This is a genomic window from Arthrobacter sp. 2RAF22 (genome assembly GCF_052115325.1).
In the GTDB taxonomy this organism is placed as follows: domain Bacteria; phylum Actinomycetota; class Actinomycetes; order Actinomycetales; family Micrococcaceae; genus Arthrobacter.
In genome coordinates this window covers 14171-33361 of record NZ_JBFRGL010000020.1, presented here as the reverse complement: position 1 = coordinate 33361, position 19191 = coordinate 14171, and the positions used below count along the sequence as shown (strand labels likewise).

The following is a 19191-nucleotide window of genomic DNA, read 5'->3' as shown; positions in this document are numbered from 1 at the left end:
AGTAGCCACCGGCGACATTGAAAGAGATCCGAAACACCTTGCATCTGAAAAGTTTGACTGTCCGGGGATTCAAGTCGTTCGCGTCGGCCACGACGTTCGACTTCGAGCCGGGCGTCACCGCCGTTGTTGGCCCCAACGGTTCGGGCAAGTCCAATGTGGTTGACGCGCTGGCCTGGGTCATGGGCGAACAGGGCGCCAAGACCCTGCGCGGCGGCAAAATGGAAGACGTCATCTTCGCCGGCACATCGGGGCGGCCTCCGCTGGGCCGCGCGCACGTTGCCCTGACGATCGACAACGCAGACGGCGCCCTGCCGATCGAGTACAGCGAAGTCACCATTTCCCGCACGCTCTTCCGGACCGGCGGATCCGAGTACGCCATCAACGGATCGCCCTGCCGCCTACTGGACATCCAGGAATTGCTCTCGGATTCAGGCCTTGGCCGGGAGATGCATGTGATCGTGGGGCAGGGGCAGTTGGACCGCGTCCTGCACGCCACCCCCGAGGACCGCAGGGGATTCATTGAAGAAGCCGCAGGTATCCTCAAGCATCGGCGTCGCAAGGAAAAGACCGTCCGCAAGCTGGAAGCCATGCAGGCGAACCTGCAACGCCTTGGTGACCTCACGGCGGAAATCCGTCGTCAACTCACGCCGCTGGGCAAGCAGGCCGAAGTCGCCCGCCGCGCCCAGACCGTGCAGTTCGACGTCCGCGACGCCAAGTCCCGGCTGCTGGCCGATGATCTAGTCCGGCACACCCGGGCGTTGGAGAAGGATGTCGCCGACGAGGCCGCGTTGAAAGAGCGCCGCGAGGTAGTGGAAGCGGAGCTCGCCGCAGGCCGCCAACGCCAGATCCGCCTCGAGCAGCTCGCGGCCGAGGCGACACCCCGGCTCAATGCGGCCAGGGACGATTGGTACCAGCTGTCCGCAACCAGGGACCGGCTCCGCGCCTTGGGATCGCTCGCGACCGAGCGTCGCCGCCTCCTCGGCGCCTCCGACGCTGCCCCGGATTCAGGCCGCGATCCGGACCATCTGGACCGGCAGGCCGCCCGGGTCCGGCAGGAACAATTGGAGCTTGAGCACGACATCCTGGCGAAGCAAGCGGGCCTGCTTGAGGCAACCGCAGCCAAACAGGACGCCGAGAACCTGGCCGCCGCCGAAGACAAACGCCTGACGGCCGTGTTGCGGGCAGCCGCCGATCGCCGTGAAGGCCTCGCGAAGCTCGTCGGTCAATTGGCCGCCGCACGCTCCCGGGCCGAGGCGGCCGAGGCTGAGCGGGGCAGGCTCAGGGAATCGCTGGCAGCCGGTGAGGAACGTCGTCGCCACGCGCAAAGCGAATTTACGGCCCTCGAGTCGCAAGTGGCCGGCGTCGAAGACGGCGAAGAAAGCCTCGACGCCGAATACGAAGACGCCAGCGCCCTTCTTGACGAGATCAACGCCGAGATTGAGGCGTTGAAGGCTGCCGAACGCGATGAAGTCCGCGAACGCGATGCGCTCACCGCCCGCCGTGATGCCTTGCAGCTTGGACTCAACCGCAAGGATGGCTCCTCGCGGCTTCTGTCCTCGGACCACCCCGGTGTGTTGGGCCCGCTCGCTTCCCTCCTGAGGGTGGAGCCCGGGTATGAGACTGCCGTGGCCGCAGCACTTGGCAGTGCTTCCGACGCCGTCGTGGTGGCGGACGGCGCGGGGGCCGTCGCCGCGATGCGGCTCTTGAAGGACGCCGACGCCGGACGCGCCTCGCTTTTGGTGGCAGGCGCTGTGCCCTCTGCGGGTCCCGAGGCTGGCCTGCCGGAGTCGCCGATGCTGCCCGACGGCGCTCGCTGGGCCGCCGAGTTGGTGGCGGCTGACGCTCCCGAAGCGAGAGGCGTCATGACCCTCCTGGCGTCCACCGCCGTCGTCGACGACTTGGAAACGGCGGCCAGCCTCATTGCCGGCAACCCGGGGCTTACCGCAGTGACCCGGGAAGGAGATGTCTTCAGGGCACTGACGGTGGACGGTGGATCGGCCACGGCGCCGTCGCTCCTTGAAGTCCAGGCCGCAGTGGACGACGCCGATGCCCGGCTCCTGGAGCTCGCCACCCGTCTTGAGCGGGGAAAGTTCGCCCTGGCTGGAGCCGAAGCACGCCGGGCCGATGCCCAGGAACGGGCGAACGCGGCGCTCGACAAACTCCACGATTCGGATGCCCGCCTGGCTGCCGTCGCCGAACGGCTTGGCCACTTGAATTCCCAGTTGCGCAGCGCCGTCGCGGAGCGCGATCGAATGGCGGAGTCCCTGGCCAAGGCCGAACTGAACATCGCCGTGGCAGAGGAGTCCCTTGAGCTTGCGGCGGAACGGTTGGCCGCAGCAGAAGAGGCCCCCCAGGAGGAAGAGCCGTCCACGGAGCAACGCGATGCCTTGGCCAGGGCTGCCAGCGAAGCACGGTCCCGTGAGATGGAGGTCAGGCTGGGCCTGCGGAGCGCTGAAGAACAGCTCGCCGCGACCAGCAACCGGGCCGCCTCCTTGGAGCGGGCCGCCGCGAGCGAACGGCGGGCACGGGAGGAAGCTGCCCGCCGGGCCTTGCGTCGCAAAGCGCAAGCCGAGCGGGCTTCCGCCGTTGCTGCCGCCGTCGAACAGACCGTGCGTTTCGTTGACGTGTCAGTGGACCTGGCCGCCCGCGCCCGGGACGTCGCCGAGGCCGTCCGGGAGCAGCGCGAAAAGGAACTCGCTGATGTCCGGAGCAGCAATGAGAAGTTGGCCCAGGAGCTCGCGGGACTGACGGACTCCGTCCACCGCGACGAACTCGCGCGAGCCCAGCAACGGCTCAGGATCGAAGCGCTGGAAACCCGCGCCATCGAGGAGCTTGGCCTGTCGGCGGAACAACTCGTGGCCGACTTCGGTCCGGAGCAGCCCGTTCCCGTGCCCGCGGCTGCCGTGGACAAGTGGGCCGAACTCCGCGCGCCGGTGGACGAGGACGGGAACGCCATCGTCGAGGGTGTTCCCTTCGTCCGCGCCGAGCAGGAGAAACGGCTCCGCAAGGCCGAAAGGGACCTCGCAGCCCTTGGCAAAGTGAACCCCCTGGCGCTTGAGGAATTCGCCGCACTCGAGGAGCGCCACCAATTCCTGAGCACGCAGCTGGAAGACCTCAAGTCCAGTCGCAAGGACCTTTTGGACATCATCAAGGAGGTGGACAACCGCGTCCAGCAGGTCTTTGCCGAGGCCTTCGCCGATACCTCCAAACAGTTCGACCACGTCTTTGCGCGGCTCTTCCCCGGCGGTGAAGGCAAGTTGGTGCTGACGGACCCCAACGACATGCTGACCACCGGCATCGAGGTGGAGGCACGGCCTGCCGGGAAGAAGATCAAGCGGTTGTCCTTGCTTTCCGGTGGCGAACGGTCGTTGACGGCTGTCGCGCTGCTCGTGGCGATTTTCAAGGCGCGGCCTTCGCCGTTCTACGTCATGGACGAAGTGGAAGCCGCGTTGGACGATACGAACCTGGGCAGGCTGATCACGATTTTCGAAGAGCTGCGCGAGTCCAGCCAGCTGATTGTCATTACGCACCAGAAGCGGACCATGGAAGTCGCGGACGCCCTCTACGGAGTGACTATGCGGGGCGACGGCGTGTCCACCGTCATCAGCCAAAGGCTCGGTGCCGAGGTCTAGCTTTGTGAGAAGCTAGGGGAGTGAACGATCTCCTCCCCATTATTTTGTCCATTGTCGCTGCCATCGTGGTGGTCGGAGGGCTGATTCCTGTCCTGCTCAAGGTGCGGAAGTCCTCCTCGACTTACGCTGGAAAGCGCGACGCCAACGACCCCGCCGACAAGGCGCCGGCAGGCGGCGGAACGATCATCGACGACGCCCCCGGGATCGCGCCGGATCGCACGGCGCCCGGGCCAGTCGTCGAACCCGCCGACCTCGCCGTACCGGAGACCGACGTTCCGGACGACGCCGCGGGACTGGAACTTATCCAGGTGGAGACCCCTGCGCCTGTCGAGGGCCGCCTCAACCGGCTTCGCGCGCGGTTGGTCAAATCGAACAGCATTCTCGGGAAGGGTCTCCTGGCCCTGCTTTCGAGCGACAAGATCGACGAAAACGTCTGGGACGAAGTCGAAGAGACACTGCTGCTCGCCGACCTCGGCACCGAGCCCACCATGCAGCTGGTCGATGCCTTGCGTGCGCGGGTCAAGGTCCAAGGCACCCGTAGCCCCGAGGATGTCAAGGCCCTCCTGCGCGAGGAACTCATCAAGCTCGTGGATCCCACGATGGACCGCAGCCTGAACGTGGAACGCAAGGGCGCCCACCCGGCCATCATGATCGTCGTCGGCGTCAACGGGGTGGGCAAGACCACCACCGTCGGCAAGCTGGCGCGCGTTCTCGTCGCCGAAGACAAGGACGTCCTGCTGGGCGCCGCCGACACCTTCCGTGCGGCGGCTGCCGAGCAGCTCGCTACGTGGGGTCAGCGTGTCGGCGTCGCAACCGTCAGGTCGCACGTCGTCGGCGCAGACCCAGCCTCTGTCGCCTATGAAGCCGTCAAGTCCGGCATTGAGCAGGAAGTGGATGTCGTCATGATCGACACCGCCGGCCGCTTGCAAAACAAGGTTGGCCTCATGGACGAGCTCAGCAAGGTCAAGCGCGTCATCGAGAAGCTGGCCGAAGTGGACGAAGTCCTGCTCGTACTGGATGCGACCACCGGACAGAACGGCCTGAATCAGGCCAAGGTCTTCTCCGAGGTAGTCAACATCACGGGAATCGTGCTTACGAAGCTGGACGGTACCGCGAAGGGCGGGATCGTCGTCGCGATCCAAAAGGCCCTCGGCGTGCCGGTGAAGCTTGTTGGACTGGGCGAAGGCCCGGACGACCTCGCGCCGTTCGAGGCCGAAGCCTTCGTCGACGCCCTGCTCAACTAGGCGCATCCAGCCCAACTAGCTAGCAGTTGTTGTCGTTTTCAAGGCTCTTAACGACATCTACTGCTAGCTAGTTGGGTGAGTCGACGCTTTCCTGGCCGCGCTCCATCGGCTCGCGTGCCGCGGACCAGCCGACGGCGGCGAGCAGGAGGATGCCGCCGGTTGCGCCGAAGGCCCAGCCGTAGCCAAGTCCATCAGCCACGAGGCCGACGAGGACAGGGCCAACAATAGCTCCGGCGTCGGAGGCCATCTGGAAGACCGCCAGCACCTTGCCGCCGGAACGGCCACGGCCGATGATGTCCCCGACGGAGGCCTGCTGGGCCGGGTTCAGCAAGCCGGAGCCGAAGCCGGCCGCAGCCGACGCAGCGAAAAACGCGGGAAGATTGCCGGTCAACCCGATGGTCGCGGTGGCCAGGCCGGTGACTATCAAGCCCAGCAGCATCATGGGCTTCCGGCCGAAACTATCAGCCATGCGGCCGGAGAAGGTCAGCGCCAGCGCGTTTCCTCCCGCGAACACGGCCAGCGCCCAACCCGCCGAGGCGGAGCCTCCGGCCAGCACAACCACTGCGAACAAGGGGACAGTGGCCATTCGCACACCGAAGGTCGCCCAGCCATTGCTGAAACTGGAGAACAGGGCGGCCCGGTAGGCAGAATCGCCCAAAGCCTCCTTCATGCGCATTGCCGGCCCCGCCGCGCCGCCTTGCGTCGCTCCCCCTGAACGTCCCGTCAGCTGCGTGCGAACAACCAAGGCCGCCAGGACCAAGGCTGCCGCGTAGGCGAGGAAGGGGACGCGCAGGCCGAACCCGGCGAGCAGCCCGCCAACCACGGGCCCCAGGACGCTGCCGATCAGGAATGCGGAGGCGTACGCGCCGGAGACCCGTCCGCGGCTTTCCGGAGGGGCGAGCCTGATCAAGAGGCCCATCGCCGCAACCGTGAACATCACGGAACCGGCTCCGCCAAGGCCCCGGAAGACCAGCAGCTGCCAATAGTTCTGGGCGAAGGCGCAGGCTGCCGTCGACGCAGCCACAATCAGCAACCCTGCGATGTACACGGGACGCTCGCCGAACCGACCCATCAGGGCACCCCCGGCCGGAGCAAACACCAAGCGCATGAACGCGAAAATGCTCACGATCACCGCGGCTGCCGTTGCTCCGACGTCGAACGTCGTGGCGAACTGGGGGAGCACGGGCGCCACGAGGCCGAAACCCAAGGCAATCAGGAACGCAGCCGCCAACATCACCTTGATGTCCCGTGGCATTGCAGCCTTCGCGGCCCTCGCTCCTTGATTGGCGGGGGATTCGGGGCTTGCAGTCATGGTGTCGGGGTCCTCTGGGTAGTACGAACGCGGGGAAAGTGGAACTGACGAAACATATCCGTAACAAGGGTGATATGCACCATTTACGTTCGAGAAGTTCTTGTAACAGCCCCGCAATCTAAAACCTTCGCAGGTGAAACACTGCCCCGCAAAACTCTTATGTAGAACGCAAATGCGTTGGGACAGGCGGCTCAGCCCGCAACTAAAAGCAGAGAGGACGTAGACATGGACTTCACCGCCGGTCTCGTTTGGCTCCTGGTCGCATCAGCCTTCGTGCTGTTCATGACCCCGGGCCTGGCATTCTTCTATGGCGGCATGACCCGTGCCAAGGCCGCCCTGAACATGATGATGATGAGCTTCATCGCCATCGGCACAGTGACCCTCGTATGGGTCCTGTGGGGCGCCTCGATGTCCACAAGCAACACGGACAACTTCTTCCAGATCTTCGCGAACCCGTTCAGCCACTTCGGTCTGCACAACTTCACCGATCCGGCAGACCTCCTCCACGTTGGATACGCCGCAACCTTCGCGATCATCACCGTCGCCCTCATCTCCGGTGCCATCGCGGACCGCGCCAAGTTCTCGGCCTGGACGCTGTTTACCCCGATCTGGGCCACCCTCGTCTACGCACCCCTGGCCTACATGGTCTGGGGCGGCGGCCTCTTCTCGGCAACCGGCTGGTTCGGCCAGACTTTCGCTCCCGTCATCGACTTCGCCGGTGGCACCGTGGTGCACATCAACGCCGGTGTGGCCGGCCTCATCCTCGTCCTGATCATCGGCAACCGCAAGGGCTTCGGCAAGGACCCGAACCACCGCCCGCACAACGTGCCCCTGGTCATGCTCGGTGCAGCCATCCTCTGGTTCGGCTGGTTCGGCTTCAACGCCGGTGCCGCCGCAAACGTGCAGCAGGCTGGCCTGATCTGGATCAACACGCTCGTCGCACCGGCAGCGGCCATGCTCGGCTGGCTTGTCGTGGAGCGCATCCGTGACGGCCACCCCACGTCGCTTGGTGCGGCATCGGGCGTCGTCGCCGGCCTGGTTGCCATCACCCCGGCTTGCGCCAACGTTTCCCCGCTCGGCGCCATCGCACTCGGTATTGCAGCCGGCGTCGCCTCGGCCCTTGCTGTCGGCCTGAAGTTCAAGCTCGGCTACGACGACTCCCTGGACGTCGTCGGCGTCCACCTGGTGTCCGGCATCATCGGCACCGTGGCCATCGGCTTCCTCGCCACCCCGACCCAGGGTCCCGCAGGCCTGTTCTACGGCGGGGGGACCACCCAGCTGGTTGCACAGTCGCTCGCAGCGCTTTGCTCGATCGTCTTCACCGGCGTGATGACGTTCATCATCGCCTACCCGATCCACAAGCTCATGGGCTTCCGCATCTCCGAACGCCAGGAGATCGCCGGTGCAGACCTCAGCCTGCACGCCGAGACGGCGTACGAGTTCGGTGTCGGCGGCCGCGGCGGAAGCTTCCAGCCCCTTCACGACCTCATCACCGGCAAGGTATCGTCCGAAGCAGCTGACGAAGCATCCGTATCAGGCAAGGAGAGTGTCCAGGCATGAAACTCATTACGGCGATCGTCCGCCCGGAGAAGCTCGACGCCATCCGCGAGGGGCTCGAAGCATACGGGGTACAGGGACTGACGGTCAGCGCGGCCAGCGGCTACGGCCGGCAGCGTGGTTACACCGAGGTGTACCGCGGGGCCGAGTACAACGTGGATCTGCTTCCCAAGATCCGCGTGGAGGTCCTGGCCACGGATGAGCAGGCAGACGACATCCTCGATGTCCTGATTGCTTCCTCCAATACCGGCCGTGCCGGTGACGGCAAGGTCTGGACCGTGGACGTCTACGAAGCAGTCCGTGTCCGCACGGGCGAGCGAGGCGCAGCAGCCATCTAAGGCCCAACGCAAAGAAGGGGCCGGATACCTGGAAAGGTACCCGGCCCCTCTTGCGTGTGCCCTTGCGCAGGAGCGCAGGAGCGTGGCCGCCTGGTTAGTCCCCGACGGCGGTGGGCCAGTCCACGGGACCGGGCCCGCCGGCGTCGTACTTTTCGAGCGGCACGGAATCCTTGGCCCAGGCCTTGAGCACGGGCTCGATGATCCGCCAGCAGTCGACGGCGGTGTCGCCGCGGACCGAGAGCAGCGGATCGCCGGTAATGACGCCTTCCAACACTTCTCCGTAGGGCAGCAGATCGGAGGCATTCAGTTCTGCGTTGAGCGTCACTCGATCGAGAGTAAAGATATTTCCGGGACCGTTGACGTCGACGTCGATCTGCAAGGTGTCAGGACCGAAGCCGATGCGCAGCTGGTTGGGGGAGTCCACACCCTCGAATCCGGACGGCAGGTGCGGGACGGGCCGGAAGGTGACGATCGCCTCTTTCCGCGCGGCACCCAAAGCCTTTCCCGAGCGCAGGATGAAGGGGACGCCTTTCCAGCGCCAGTTATCGATTCCCACTTCGACTTCTGCGAGCGTCTCCGTTTCCCGGCCAGGGTCCACGCCCGCTTCGGCGACATAGTCCGGCACGTCCCGGTCGCCGATCCGGCCGGCGGTGTAGCGCGCCCGTCGGGTGGACTTCTTGTAGGGCGCGGTGATGCTGCTCGCACGCAGCACCGTTGAAATGGCGTCGCGGAGATCGCGCTCGCCGATGGTGGAAGGGGCATCGATGGCAAGCAATGCCATGATGTGGAGCAAATGGCTCTGGATCATGTCCTTGAGGGCGCCGGCTCCGTCGTAGTAGCGGGCACGCCCTTCGAGTGCGAGGTCTTCGTCGAAGATGATCTCCACTTTTTCGATGTGGTCCCGGTTCCACACCGGCTCCAGGAACCTGTTGGCGAAGCGCAGGCCCAGGATGTTGAAGACGGTGGCCTTGCCAAGGAAGTGGTCCACGCGGTGGATGTGGTCTTCCGGGACCAAAGCGGCGAGGGTCTTGTTGAGTTCACGGGCGGATTCGGAGCTGGATCCGAAGGGTTTCTCCATCACCAGGCTAGTTTCGGGAGGGAGCTGCTGGGCGGTGAGGACCTCGCAGGCCTTCTGGCTGATGCGTGGAGGCAAAGCGAAATAGACGGCGATTGGTGCTTCAAGCCCGGCCAGGAGCGTCGCGAGCTGGCCGTCCGCCGTGACATCCACTTGATGGTATTCGGTACTTTTCTCCAGTGCCGCGATTGCTTTCTTGCCTGCGGCACTTGCACCCTTGGCTGCCTCCTCGAAGGCGTCGCCCACGCGTTTGGTCCATTGTTCGGGCGTCCATGGGTCGGAGCCCGCTCCGACAAGCTTCAGGCCGTCCGCGAGGCCGCTTGCCACGAGCCTGGCGAGGCCCGGCAACAGCAATCGGCCCGTCAGATCTCCGGAGGCGCCTAGGATGAGCAACGTATTTACTGTTGTTTTGCTGGTCACTGTGCCAGCATGCCATCTTGCAGGCGCGTCTTGGTACCCTAGATAGTCGAGTCCCTCAGTTGAGTCAGATTTGTTTGGGGCAGGAATCGTCAAGATATTGGTGCGTCGGAACGGCCGCCATTCGTAGACCATTGAAAGAAGTGCACGGCGCGTGTTCAATTCACTCTCTGACCGGTTGACAGCAACCTTCAAGAATCTCCGTGGCAAGGGCCGCCTCACTGAGGCCGACGTCGACGCCACCGTCCGCGAGATCAGGCGTGCCCTTTTGGACGCCGACGTTGCCGTGCCCGTGGTCCGCGAGTTCACTGGCCGCATCCGTGAACGCGCCTTGGGCGCCGAGGTTTCCGCGGCACTGAACCCGAGCCAGCAGATCGTCAAGATCGTCAATGAGGAACTCCAGGAGATCCTCGGCGGCGAGACCCGCCGTATCCGCTTGGCGAAGACCGGCCCCACCATCATCATGCTCGCCGGCTTGCAGGGTGCGGGTAAGACCACCCTCGCGGGCAAGCTTGCCAAATGGCTCAAGGCGCAAGGCCACAGCCCTGTGCTCGTTGCCGCCGACCTCCAGCGTCCAAACGCCGTTACGCAGCTCCAGATTGTCGGCGAACGCGCCGGCGTACCTGTGTTTGCTCCGCACCCCGGCACCACCTCGGATCTGGATGTTCCCACCGGCGACCCCGTCGCCGTCGCACGCGCCGGCGTCGACGAAGCCCGGCAGAAGCTGCACGACGTCGTGATCGTGGACACCGCGGGACGCCTCGGCGTCGACGCCGAAATGATGGACCAGGCGCGCCGTATCCGCCAGGCGATCATCCCGAACGAAGTGCTGTTCGTCATCGACTCCATGATCGGCCAGGACGCCGTCAACACGGCGGTCGCCTTCGACGAAGGCGTCAACTTCACCGGCGTCGTGCTGTCGAAGCTCGACGGCGACGCCCGCGGTGGTGCCGCGCTCTCGGTCGCGTCCGTCACCGGCAAGCCGGTCATGTTCGCATCCACCGGCGAAGGCCTGGACGACTTCGAACTGTTCCACCCGGACCGCATGGCTTCCCGCATCCTCGACATGGGTGACGTTCTCACCCTGATCGAACAGGCCGAGAAGAACTGGGACAAGGATGAAGCGGCCCGGATGGCGAAGAAGTTCGCCGACCAGGAAGACTTCACCCTGGACGACTTCCTCGCCCAGATGCAGCAGATCCGCAACATGGGCTCCATGAAGAAAATGCTCATGATGATGCCGGGTGCGCAGAACATCCGCCAGCAGCTGGAGCAGTTCGACGAGCGCGAAATCGATCGCGTGGAGGCGATTGTCCGCTCCATGACCCCGCACGAGCGTCTGGCTCCGAAGATCATCAACGGCTCCCGTCGGGCCCGCATCGCCCGTGGTTCCGGTGTGCACGTCTCCGAGGTCAACGGCCTCCTGGAGCGTTTCGCGCAGGCCCAGAAGATGATGAAGAAGCTGGCCCAGGGCGGCGGCATGCCCGGGATGCCTGGCATGCCCGGCCTCGGTGGCGGTTCCCGCAAGGCAAGCAAGAACGCGCCCAAGAAGAAGGCCCGTTCCGGAAACCCCGCCAAGGCTGCCCAGGAACTGCGCGACGCCGAGAACAAGCGGGCGAACGCCGTCCGCACCGGCGCGGCATTCGGCCAACCATCCGGCGACTTCGACCCCTCGCAGCTGAACCTGCCCAAGGGCTTCGACAAGTTCCTCGGTAAGTAGCCGTCCCACCCAACTGGCTAGCAGTAGGTGTCGTTTTGACCCCTCAGAACGACAACAACTGCTAGTGAGTTGGGTTGTCAGCCCCGTGCCATAGGCTGGGGGGATGCAAAAGCAGCGCGTCGTGTTCGTCCATGGAGCAGGCACATTCGGCGCTGCGGCGTGGCCGAAACAGCATGGCATGGCGCTGGCGTACGATGCACTGTTCCTGAAACGCCACGGCTTTGATGCGCAGACCGAGCCTTTGGAATCCGATGTTGCAGCCGATGTGGAGATTATCCTCGAGTGCCTCGGAGCTCGGGAGGCCGCATCGGCCCCCGGCCCCGCGCGTGGGGGCCATGTGGTCGCGCACTCGCAAGGCGCGATTTCCGCCATGTTGGCCGCGGTGGAGCGGCCGGACCTGGTCCGCTCCCTCGTGCTGGTGGAACCGGCTTGTCTTTCCTTGACAGCTGAATTACCCGCCACCGCGGCGTACCGGGCACTCATGGAGCCGTTGTTCCGGATCCGGCACGAACTCAGCGATGACGATTACCAACGCGAATTCGTCCGCAGGGCGTTTTCTTCCGAGGCGGCTGTCCTCAGCACCCCGGAGGCCCGGCGAACCGCGCGACGCCTGCGGCTCCAGGCTCCGCCGTGGGAAGCGCCCCTGCACATTGTGCCGGGAGTTCCCACGCTTGTGCTGACCGGTGGTTGGGAACCCCTCTACGAAGAGATCGCCGGCTACTTGCAGGAAACCGGCGCCCTCCACCGCGTTGCGGCTGGAGGACACCGGCCTCATGACTCAGTTGAAGGAGACCGGATCATCCGCTCCTTCATCGCGGATGTCAGCCGCGCCGGATCAGTCCAGGCTTCCTGATCAGTTCAGGTTTCCTGACGCCGCCTCACGTTTTCCTGCGGGAACCTCAAGCTCGGGCAAGTAGACCTTGCCCCCTGATGCCAGGAACTCCTCGCTCTTTTCGCGCATGCCGCTATACATTTCCGCGATGGCCGCTTGGGAATCGGCCGAGCCGTATTCGTCGCGGATGTCCTGGCTAATGCGCATGGAGCAGAATTTTGGTCCGCACATGGAGCAGAAGTGCGCCGTCTTGGCCGGTTCTGCCGGGAGTGTCTCGTCGTGGAACGATTCTGCCGTGACCGGATCCAACGACAGCGCGAACTGGTCACGCCAGCGGAACTCGAAGCGGGCCTTGGACAGCGCATCGTCGCGTTCGTGGGCGCCGGGGTGCCCCTTGGCCAGGTCAGCGGCGTGGGCGGCGATTTTGTACGTGATCACGCCGGTCTTGACGTCGTCCTTGTTGGGCAGGCCCAGATGTTCCTTCGGGGTGACGTAGCAAAGCATCGCGGTTCCGTAGCGTGCGATCTCCGTCGCGCCGATGGCGGAGGTGATGTGGTCGTAGCCCGGGGCGACGTCGGTGACAAGGGGGCCCAGCGTGTAGAACGGCGCGCCGTCACACAGCTCCTGCTGGCGCTCCACGTTCTCCCGCACCAAGTGGAACGGGATGTGTCCGGGGCCTTCGACCATGACCTGCACGTCGTACTGCCACGCGCGCTTCGTGAGCTCGGCCAAGGTGTCCAGCTCGGCGAACTGCGCGGCGTCGTTCGCGTCCGCCGTTGCGCCCGGGCGCAGTCCATCACCCAGCGAGAACGCGACATCGTACTTGGCGAAGATTTCGCAGAGCTCGTCGAAGTGGGTGTAGAGGAAGTTTTCCTCGTGGTGGGCCAGGCACCAGCCCGCCATGATGGAGCCGCCACGGGAAACGATGCCCGTCACGCGGTTCGCGGTGAGCGGCACGTACCGCAGCAACACGCCGGCGTGGATGGTCATGTAGTCCACGCCCTGCTCGCACTGCTCAATGACGGTGTCGCGGAAGATTTCCCACGTGAGCTTGTTGGCTTCGCCGTTGACCTTCTCGAGGGCCTGGTAGATGGGCACGGTGCCGATCGGTACGGGGGAGTTACGGATGATCCATTCGCGGGTGGTGTGGATGTCATCGCCCGTGGACAGGTCCATGACGGTGTCGGCGCCCCATTGCGTTGCCCACTGCAACTTGTCCACTTCTTCGGCGATGGAGCTGGTGACGGCCGAGTTGCCGATATTGGCGTTGATCTTCACCAGGAACGCCTTGCCGATGATCATCGGTTCGGATTCGGGGTGGTTGATGTTGTTGGGGATGATGGCCCGGCCGGCAGCGACCTCGCTGCGGACGAGTTCCACATCGCAGTTTTCGCGAAGTGCCACGAACTGCATTTCGGGCGTGACGATGCCCTGTTTCGCGTAATGCATCTGTGTCACGGTCTTGCCGTCGACGGCGCGGCGGGGCACCGGCTGTGCCCCCTTCCACTCCGCGGAGGCGGCGCCGCGGCGCACGGCCGACTTGCCGTCGTCGAGCAGGTTCCGTTCGCGGCCGCTGTAGGCCTCAGTGTCGCCGCGGACTTCGATCCACTCGCTGCGGAACGGTTCGAGGCCCACCACGGGATCACTCCCGGGTCCGGCGGTCCGGTACACCTGGAACGGGGCGTTGGCCTCGCCGTTGGGGGACGGTTCGAGGGCGATTTCCGTCACTGGAACCCGGATTCCCGTGTCGGCATCCTCCAGGAACGCGAGGGAATGCGACTTGAGGGATTGGGTCACATCGTGGTCCGATCCCTTTTGGGTAGGGCTCAGCTGTGTTTCTTTGGTGCTCAAAGGATTACTCACTTCCTTCGCCGGCATTACCCGGACAGGTTCAACGGTCGCAGGCTGCATCAGCCCGATCTCAGCCCTTGCAAGGGCCCCCGTGTGGTCGTAGACGAAGCTACCACAGCTGCCAGCGCTTGTGACAGATGTGACCGCGCCGGCGAAGCCCCCGGGAACTAGGGTGGAATCATGGCGGAAATCATCGAATTCAGCGGCGCCGTCCTCACCGGGCCGGAGGAGGAACGGCGCGGCCTCTGGTCGGTCGACGGACGGCTGACCTTCGTCCGGCCCCTTGCGAAGCCCGACGTCGTCCTGGACGGTTGGGTGCTTCCCGGCCTGGTCGACGCGCATTGCCACGTTGGCTTGGGCAAGGGCGGAGCTGTCGACGAGGAGACTGCCCGCCTGCAGGCGACTGCGGACCGGAATGCCGGGACCCTCTTGATCCGCGATGCCGGATCCCCAAGCGACACGCGCTGGCTGCAACGCCGGGCGGACATGCCGAGGATCATCCGCGCGGGCAGGCACATCGCGAGGCAACGGCGGTACATCCCCGGGCTGGCCGAAGAGGTGGAGCCGGAGGATCTGATGGAGGCAGTCCGCAAGCAAGCGCGGTCCGGAGACGGCTGGGTCAAGATCGTGGGGGACTGGATCGACCGCTCCGCCGGGGATCTCGGCCCGTCCTTTCCGGCCGCCGTCGTCAAGGACGCCGTCGCGGCCGCACACGACGAGGGGGCGCGGGTGACCGCCCATTGCTTCGCCGAAGGGACAATCGATGACATGCTCGACGCCGGGATCGACTGCATCGAGCACGCCACCGGATTGTTGCCCCACCACATTCCCCGGCTGCTGGACCAGGATGTGCCGATTGTCCCCACGCTCATCAACATTGCGACGTTTCCGGACATCGCGAAGCAGGCTGAAACCAAATTTCCGCGCTACGCCGCCCACATGATCGCGTTGTGGGAGGGCAGGCATGAGCGGGTCCTTGAGGCGTTCGACGCCGGAGTGCGGGTGTACGCCGGAACCGACGCCGGAAGCGTCATCAAACACGGCCGGATCGGCGAGGAGATCCTGGAACTCCAGCGGGCGGGTCTTCCGGCGGCCGCCGCCCTCGATGCTGCCTGCTGGTCCGCCCGTGAGTGGTTGGGTGCCGACGGCATCAGCGAAGGCGCCAGCGCAGACGTCGTGCTCTACGCAAAGGATCCCCGAGCGTCCCTAGAGATCGTGCTGCAGCCCGGATGCACCGTTCTGAGGGGACACATTTCAGGAAGCGCCGGGCATTAGGAATAAATTGAAGCTTCAAGTAATTTAGATACATAGAGGTTGCCGAAGGGCGGCGCCACAAAAAGCCGGGAGTTTCACATGACCATCACATCCAGCCAGGATCTCCTTCCTGCCGAACTCACCATGGGCACTGTCATGCTCAAAGTGGGGGACATGAAGCTCATGGGCGACTACTACCAGCGGGCGCTGGGGCTGGACGTTGTCGCCGAACAGGACGGCGGGCTCTACTTCGGCCGGCTAGGCAAGCCGTTGGTGCACCTCGCGCCGGCCGCTGGTCTCCAGATCCCGGACCGCGGAGAGGCCGGACTCTTCCACACGGCGCTGCTTTTCGAGGACCAGCCCTCGCTCGCCGCAACTGTTGCCTCCGCCGCGCAGTACGAACCCCACGCCTTCGTCGGCAGTGCCGACCACTTGGTCAGCGAAGCCTTCTACTTCACCGACCCGGAGGGCAACGGCATCGAACTCTACTACGACAAGCCCCGTGAAGGCTGGGAGTGGAACGGCAGCTCGGTCGTGATGGACAGCTTGCCGCTCCCGCCGCAGCGCTACCTCCAGCAGCACCTGAGTGAAGCGGCCGTGACGGGCCAGCATGGGGCGGGCGCCGGCGTCGGGCACGTCCACCTCCAGGTGGGCGACGTGAAGACCGCCCATGATTTCTACGTCGACACCCTCGGCTTCGAGCAGACCGCCGGCTGGCACGGGCAGGCCCTGTTTGTCTCCGCGGGCGGCTACCACCACCACATGGCCATGAACGTGTGGAACAGCCGCGGTGCAGGCCCGCGCAAGGACACCCTCGGCCTCGGCGAGGTGGTCATCGAAGTGCCGTCAGGAAACGACGTCGGCGCGCTCGCCGATCGCCTCAAGGTAGCGGGCATCGCCTCGCACCACACGGGCCAGGAGCTCCGCTTCGAGGACCCGTGGCGCAACCGGCTGCGGGTCGCGGTCCGCTACGCTTGATCCGACGGCGTGGCGCATCTCGGCCGCTGCGCCGCAGCTCCGTTGGCACGACTGAATGAGAGTACTTTCCATGGGCTTTGCTGAAATCTTTGTTGCCACCCACGATGAAGCACTCAAGAGGGCCGCCGCCCTGGAGAAGGGCAGTGACGTATCCGGCGCCGCGGTGCGGATCCCGGGAATCAGCGATTTCGAAGTAGAACAGCTCGGAGACCTCGCGGGCACGGCCGTGCACGCAGGCGGGGCCGACTATGAGCTTGCTTTGGTGGACGTCACCAGCGACGCCTTGCTGGGCGTCCCCGAAGCGATGGTGCGTGCCCTGTCTGAGCTCCTCAGCTACGAGACCGAAGGCGAAGGAAACGTCCTCGACGACGTCGCCGAACGCTGGGCGGCCCAAGAGGACATGCCCTTTGATGCCCAACAGGCCCGCCTGTACGTCCAGCAGTTGGCGGCCCTCGCGAGCGACGTCGAAAAGGCCGAACGGGGCGGTCTCTACGTCTGGTCCGCTGAGCAGTAACCCCGCAGAAAACCCGCCGCACGGACCGCACGTTCGAAATACTGTCCGCCATCTGGCACAATGGACAGGTACTCGATCCGCGCGGCCCCTCTCTCCGTGTGTGCATCTTGTCCTTGGAACCCTCAAGTATGGCCCGCCCCACGGGTGCAGAACGACGGGCTCAACCCCGTTTCAGAAACAGGAGTGACCACAAAAGTGGCCGTAAAGATTCGCCTTAAGCGCTTCGGTAAGATGCGCGCACCGTACTACCGCATCGTCGTCATGGACTCCCGCGCCAAGCGCGATGGCCGTGCGATTGAAGAAATCGGCAAGTACCACCCCACCGAAGAGCCCTCGTACATCGAGGTTGTCTCCGAGCGTGCACAGTACTGGCTGTCCGTCGGCGCCCAGCCGACCGAGCAGGTTGCCGCGATCCTCAAGATCACCGGTGACTGGCAGAAGTTCAAGGGCCTCCCGGGCCAGGAAGGCACGCTGAAGACCAAGGTCGCCAAGCCTGCTTTCGTTGCACCGGAGAAGGGTTCCGTCATCATTCCGGAAGCCATCACCAAGAAGGCCAAGCAGTCGGAAGCAACTGAAGCTCCCGCTGACGCTGAAGCAGAGACCACCGAGGCTGAGTAAGTTGCTGGCAGAAGCGCTCGAGCACTTGGTCCGCGGGATCGTTGACAGCCCTGAGGACGTCAAGGTCAGTGCCAAGAACAACCGCCGCGGGGAATCCCTCGAGGTGCGCGTTCACCAGGACGACCTCGGACGGGTGATCGGTCGCCAGGGTCGCACCGCACGCGCTTTGCGCACTGTGATTGCGGCATTGGCGGGCGGCGAGCAGGTGCGGGTCGACGTCGTCGACACCGACCGTCGCCGGTAACGCGCTCAGCAATACTTGTCTCAAATCCGGCCCCTTCACCAGATTATGGTGGAGGGGCCGGATTGTTTTACGAGCAAACCCAGCCGTGGGTCCCTCATCCGGGCCCAGCGAAGAAATCAGAGGAACCCCATGCAGCTCCAGGTTGCCCGAATCGGCAAGCCCCACGGAATCCGCGGCGAAGTCACCGTCCAGGTGCTCACCGATGCCCCCGGCGATCGTTTCGTCCCGGGCACCGAATTTGTGGTGGAGCCCGCGAAGGCCGGCCCCTTGACCATCAGCAGCGCCCGGTGGAACAAGGACATCCTATTGCTCGGTTTCGAAGAGATCTCCACGCGCAACCAGGCGGAGGAAATCCGCGGCGCGAAGCTGTTCATCGAGACCGAAGAGCTGGAAGAGGACGACGACGAAGGCTGGTACGAGCATGAGCTCGTCGGCCTTGAGGTCCGCGTCGGCTCGCAGACCGTAGGTAAGGTGACCGCGCTCAACACCATGCCGGTCCAGGACCTGCTGGTCATTGAAGACATTGACGGCAAGGAAATCCTGGTGCCCTTCGTCGAAGAGATCGTGCCCGAGGTCAACGTCGAAGACGGCTACGTGTTGCTCACGCCTCCGCCGGGGCTCTTCGAACTGAACACTGATGCTTCCGGCACCGATACGGAAGAGGACGACGCTGAAACCAAGGATGGCGCCTAAATGCGCATTGATGTCGTCAGCATCTTTCCCGAGTACCTGGCGCCGCTTGAGCTTTCCCTCATTGGCAAGGCCCGCCAGGATGGGCTCTTGGAGGTCAATGTCCATGACTTGAGGGCCTTCACCACCGACAAACACCGCACCGTGGACGACACTCCGTATGGTGGCGGTGCGGGCATGGTCATGAAGGCCGAGCCCTGGGCCCAGGCCTTGGAATCCATTGCCTTTGCACAAAATGCCGAAGTTGGAACTGCCGCGCCTGAGCGCTCGTCGGACGCGCCGGCGAAAAAGCCGGTCCTGATTGTGCCGTCGCCCGCGGGGGAGCGCTTCAACCAGGCACTCGCCTATGAGCTCGCCGAGGAAGAGCAGCTCGTTTTCGCCTGCGGCCGCTATGAAGGCATTGACGAACGCGTCATGGAGTGGGCGGCAGGGCACTTCACCGTGCGTCCGGTCAGCTTGGGCGACTATGTCCTCAACGGCGGCGAAGTCGCAGTCCTGGCCATGGTCGAGGCCATCGGACGCCTGCTTCCGGGCGTCGTCGGCAATCCCGAATCCTTGGTGGAGGAATCCCATTCGGACGGCTTGCTGGAATATCCGGTCTACACGAAGCCCTCGTCATGGCGCGATCGTGACGTGCCCGCGGTCCTCTTGAGCGGCAACCACGGGAAGATCGCCCAGTGGCGCCGCCACGAACAGTTCCGCCGCACGGCGGAACGCCGCCCTGACCTCCTCACAGAGTTCGACGCCGGCCACCTGGCACGTGCGGACCGCACGGCTTTCGGTGAACTCGGGTACGACGTCGTTGATGGCCGGTTGCGGCGCCGCCCGGACAGCGACCTCCCGGACTGAGCCTGCCGCCGTCGGGCAACTTCATGCTCCGCCCGACCGCAGGAACCGGGCCGCATTCGCGGGATT

16 protein-coding genes and 1 riboswitch are annotated in these 19191 nt (G+C 64.8%); of the genes, 13 read left to right on the top strand and 3 right to left on the bottom strand.

The annotated features are described in order from the left end of the window. Positions 1-38: 38 nt before the first annotated feature. Positions 39-3632: a chromosome segregation protein SMC gene (smc, locus tag AB4068_RS14445; RefSeq protein ID WP_441433722.1), complete on the top strand. Its 3594-nt coding sequence runs from the start codon at positions 39-41 to the stop codon at positions 3630-3632. 20 nt (positions 3633-3652) lie between these two features. After that, positions 3653-4876 carry a signal recognition particle-docking protein FtsY gene (gene ftsY, locus AB4068_RS14440; protein WP_441433721.1) on the top strand — a complete coding sequence of 408 codons (1224 nt, stop codon included), beginning with the start codon at positions 3653-3655 and terminating at the stop codon, positions 4874-4876. A 67-nt stretch (positions 4877-4943) separates the two neighbouring features. Here the strand turns inward: ftsY and AB4068_RS14435 are convergent, their stop codons facing one another. Further along, positions 4944-6188: an MFS transporter gene (locus AB4068_RS14435; protein ID WP_441433720.1), complete on the bottom strand. Its 1245-nt coding sequence runs from the start codon at positions 6186-6188 to the stop codon at positions 4944-4946. 225 nt (positions 6189-6413) lie between these two features. Here AB4068_RS14435 and AB4068_RS14430 point away from each other — a divergent pair, with 225 nt between their 5' ends. Beyond that, positions 6414-7748: an ammonium transporter gene (locus AB4068_RS14430; protein WP_441433719.1), complete on the top strand. Its 1335-nt coding sequence runs from the start codon at positions 6414-6416 to the stop codon at positions 7746-7748. Then, positions 7745-8083, top strand: coding sequence for a P-II family nitrogen regulator (locus AB4068_RS14425; protein ID WP_028264639.1), 339 nt, complete (start codon positions 7745-7747; stop codon positions 8081-8083). The genes AB4068_RS14430 and AB4068_RS14425 overlap by 4 nt, the downstream gene beginning before the upstream one ends. A 94-nt stretch (positions 8084-8177) precedes the next feature. On the opposite strand, the gene AB4068_RS14420 is transcribed toward AB4068_RS14425, so the two are convergent. Further along, a complete protein-coding gene (locus tag AB4068_RS14420) occupies positions 8178-9578 on the bottom strand; it encodes a glucose-6-phosphate dehydrogenase (RefSeq protein WP_441433718.1) in 1401 nt (466 codons plus the stop codon). 151 nt (positions 9579-9729) lie between these two features. Between AB4068_RS14420 and ffh the strand changes: the two genes are divergently transcribed. Both ffh and AB4068_RS14410 read left to right on the top strand, forming a co-directional pair. Then, positions 9730-11295: a signal recognition particle protein gene (ffh, locus tag AB4068_RS14415; RefSeq protein WP_284988338.1), complete on the top strand. Its 1566-nt coding sequence runs from the start codon at positions 9730-9732 to the stop codon at positions 11293-11295. A 103-nt stretch (positions 11296-11398) separates the two neighbouring features. Further along, positions 11399-12148, top strand: a complete 750-nt coding sequence (locus AB4068_RS14410; protein WP_306960812.1) for an alpha/beta hydrolase — start codon at positions 11399-11401, stop codon at positions 12146-12148. On the opposite strand, the gene thiC is transcribed toward AB4068_RS14410, so the two are convergent. Beyond that, positions 12149-13978 carry a phosphomethylpyrimidine synthase ThiC gene (gene thiC / locus AB4068_RS14405; RefSeq protein WP_284988336.1) on the bottom strand — a complete coding sequence of 610 codons (1830 nt, stop codon included), beginning with the start codon at positions 13976-13978 and terminating at the stop codon, positions 12149-12151. Next, positions 13974-14081, bottom strand: a riboswitch (TPP riboswitch). (Overlaps the previous gene by 5 nt.) A gap of 77 nt (positions 14082-14158) precedes the next feature. Between thiC and AB4068_RS14400 the strand changes: the two genes are divergently transcribed. The 7 genes from AB4068_RS14400 to trmD all read left to right on the top strand — a co-directional run bounded on the left by AB4068_RS14400 (position 14159) and on the right by trmD (position 19125). Further along, a complete protein-coding gene (locus AB4068_RS14400; protein WP_441433717.1) occupies positions 14159-15253 on the top strand; it encodes an amidohydrolase family protein in 1095 nt (364 codons plus the stop codon). Positions 15254-15331: 78 nt separating this feature from the next. Beyond that, on the top strand, positions 15332-16210 hold the full coding sequence (locus tag AB4068_RS14395; protein WP_441433716.1) for a VOC family protein: 879 nt from the start codon (positions 15332-15334) through the stop codon (positions 16208-16210). A gap of 70 nt (positions 16211-16280) precedes the next feature. Then, positions 16281-16724 carry a hypothetical protein gene (locus tag AB4068_RS14390; protein WP_284988333.1) on the top strand — a complete coding sequence of 148 codons (444 nt, stop codon included), beginning with the start codon at positions 16281-16283 and terminating at the stop codon, positions 16722-16724. 195 nt (positions 16725-16919) lie between these two features. Beyond that, positions 16920-17342, top strand: coding sequence for a 30S ribosomal protein S16 (gene rpsP / locus AB4068_RS14385; RefSeq protein WP_059387673.1), 423 nt, complete (start codon positions 16920-16922; stop codon positions 17340-17342). Between the two features lies 1 nt (position 17343). Next, the gene (locus AB4068_RS14380) at positions 17344-17586 is read left to right on the top strand and encodes an RNA-binding protein (protein ID WP_028267532.1); all 243 of its coding nucleotides are present in this window, start codon (positions 17344-17346) and stop codon (positions 17584-17586) included. A 129-nt stretch (positions 17587-17715) separates the two neighbouring features. Further along, entirely contained in the window at positions 17716-18279 is a 564-nt protein-coding gene (gene rimM, locus AB4068_RS14375) for a ribosome maturation factor RimM (RefSeq protein WP_441433715.1), read from the top strand. Continuing rightward, complete coding sequence (gene trmD / locus AB4068_RS14370) at positions 18280-19125, top strand: tRNA (guanosine(37)-N1)-methyltransferase TrmD (protein WP_284988331.1); 846 nt, start codon at positions 18280-18282, stop codon at positions 19123-19125. Positions 19126-19191 lie beyond the last annotated feature (66 nt).

What these genes read in the sequence shown, in the direction of transcription:
- AB4068_RS14435 (WP_441433720.1), bottom strand. Translation starts at nt 6,188, where the DNA reads ATGACTGCAAGCCCCGAATCCCCCGCCAATCAAGGAGCGAGGGCCGCG.
- AB4068_RS14430 (WP_441433719.1), top strand. Translation starts at nt 6,414, where the DNA reads ATGGACTTCACCGCCGGTCTCGTTTGGCTCCTGGTCGCATCAGCCTTC.
- AB4068_RS14425 (WP_028264639.1), top strand. Translation starts at nt 7,745, where the DNA reads ATGAAACTCATTACGGCGATCGTCCGCCCGGAGAAGCTCGACGCCATC.
- AB4068_RS14410 (WP_306960812.1), top strand. Translation starts at nt 11,399, where the DNA reads ATGCAAAAGCAGCGCGTCGTGTTCGTCCATGGAGCAGGCACATTCGGC.
- AB4068_RS14400 (WP_441433717.1), top strand. Translation starts at nt 14,159, where the DNA reads ATGGCGGAAATCATCGAATTCAGCGGCGCCGTCCTCACCGGGCCGGAG.
- AB4068_RS14395 (WP_441433716.1), top strand. Translation starts at nt 15,332, where the DNA reads ATGACCATCACATCCAGCCAGGATCTCCTTCCTGCCGAACTCACCATG.
- AB4068_RS14390 (WP_284988333.1), top strand. Translation starts at nt 16,281, where the DNA reads ATGGGCTTTGCTGAAATCTTTGTTGCCACCCACGATGAAGCACTCAAG.
- rimM (WP_441433715.1), top strand. Translation starts at nt 17,716, where the DNA reads ATGCAGCTCCAGGTTGCCCGAATCGGCAAGCCCCACGGAATCCGCGGC.
- trmD (WP_284988331.1), top strand. Translation starts at nt 18,280, where the DNA reads ATGCGCATTGATGTCGTCAGCATCTTTCCCGAGTACCTGGCGCCGCTT.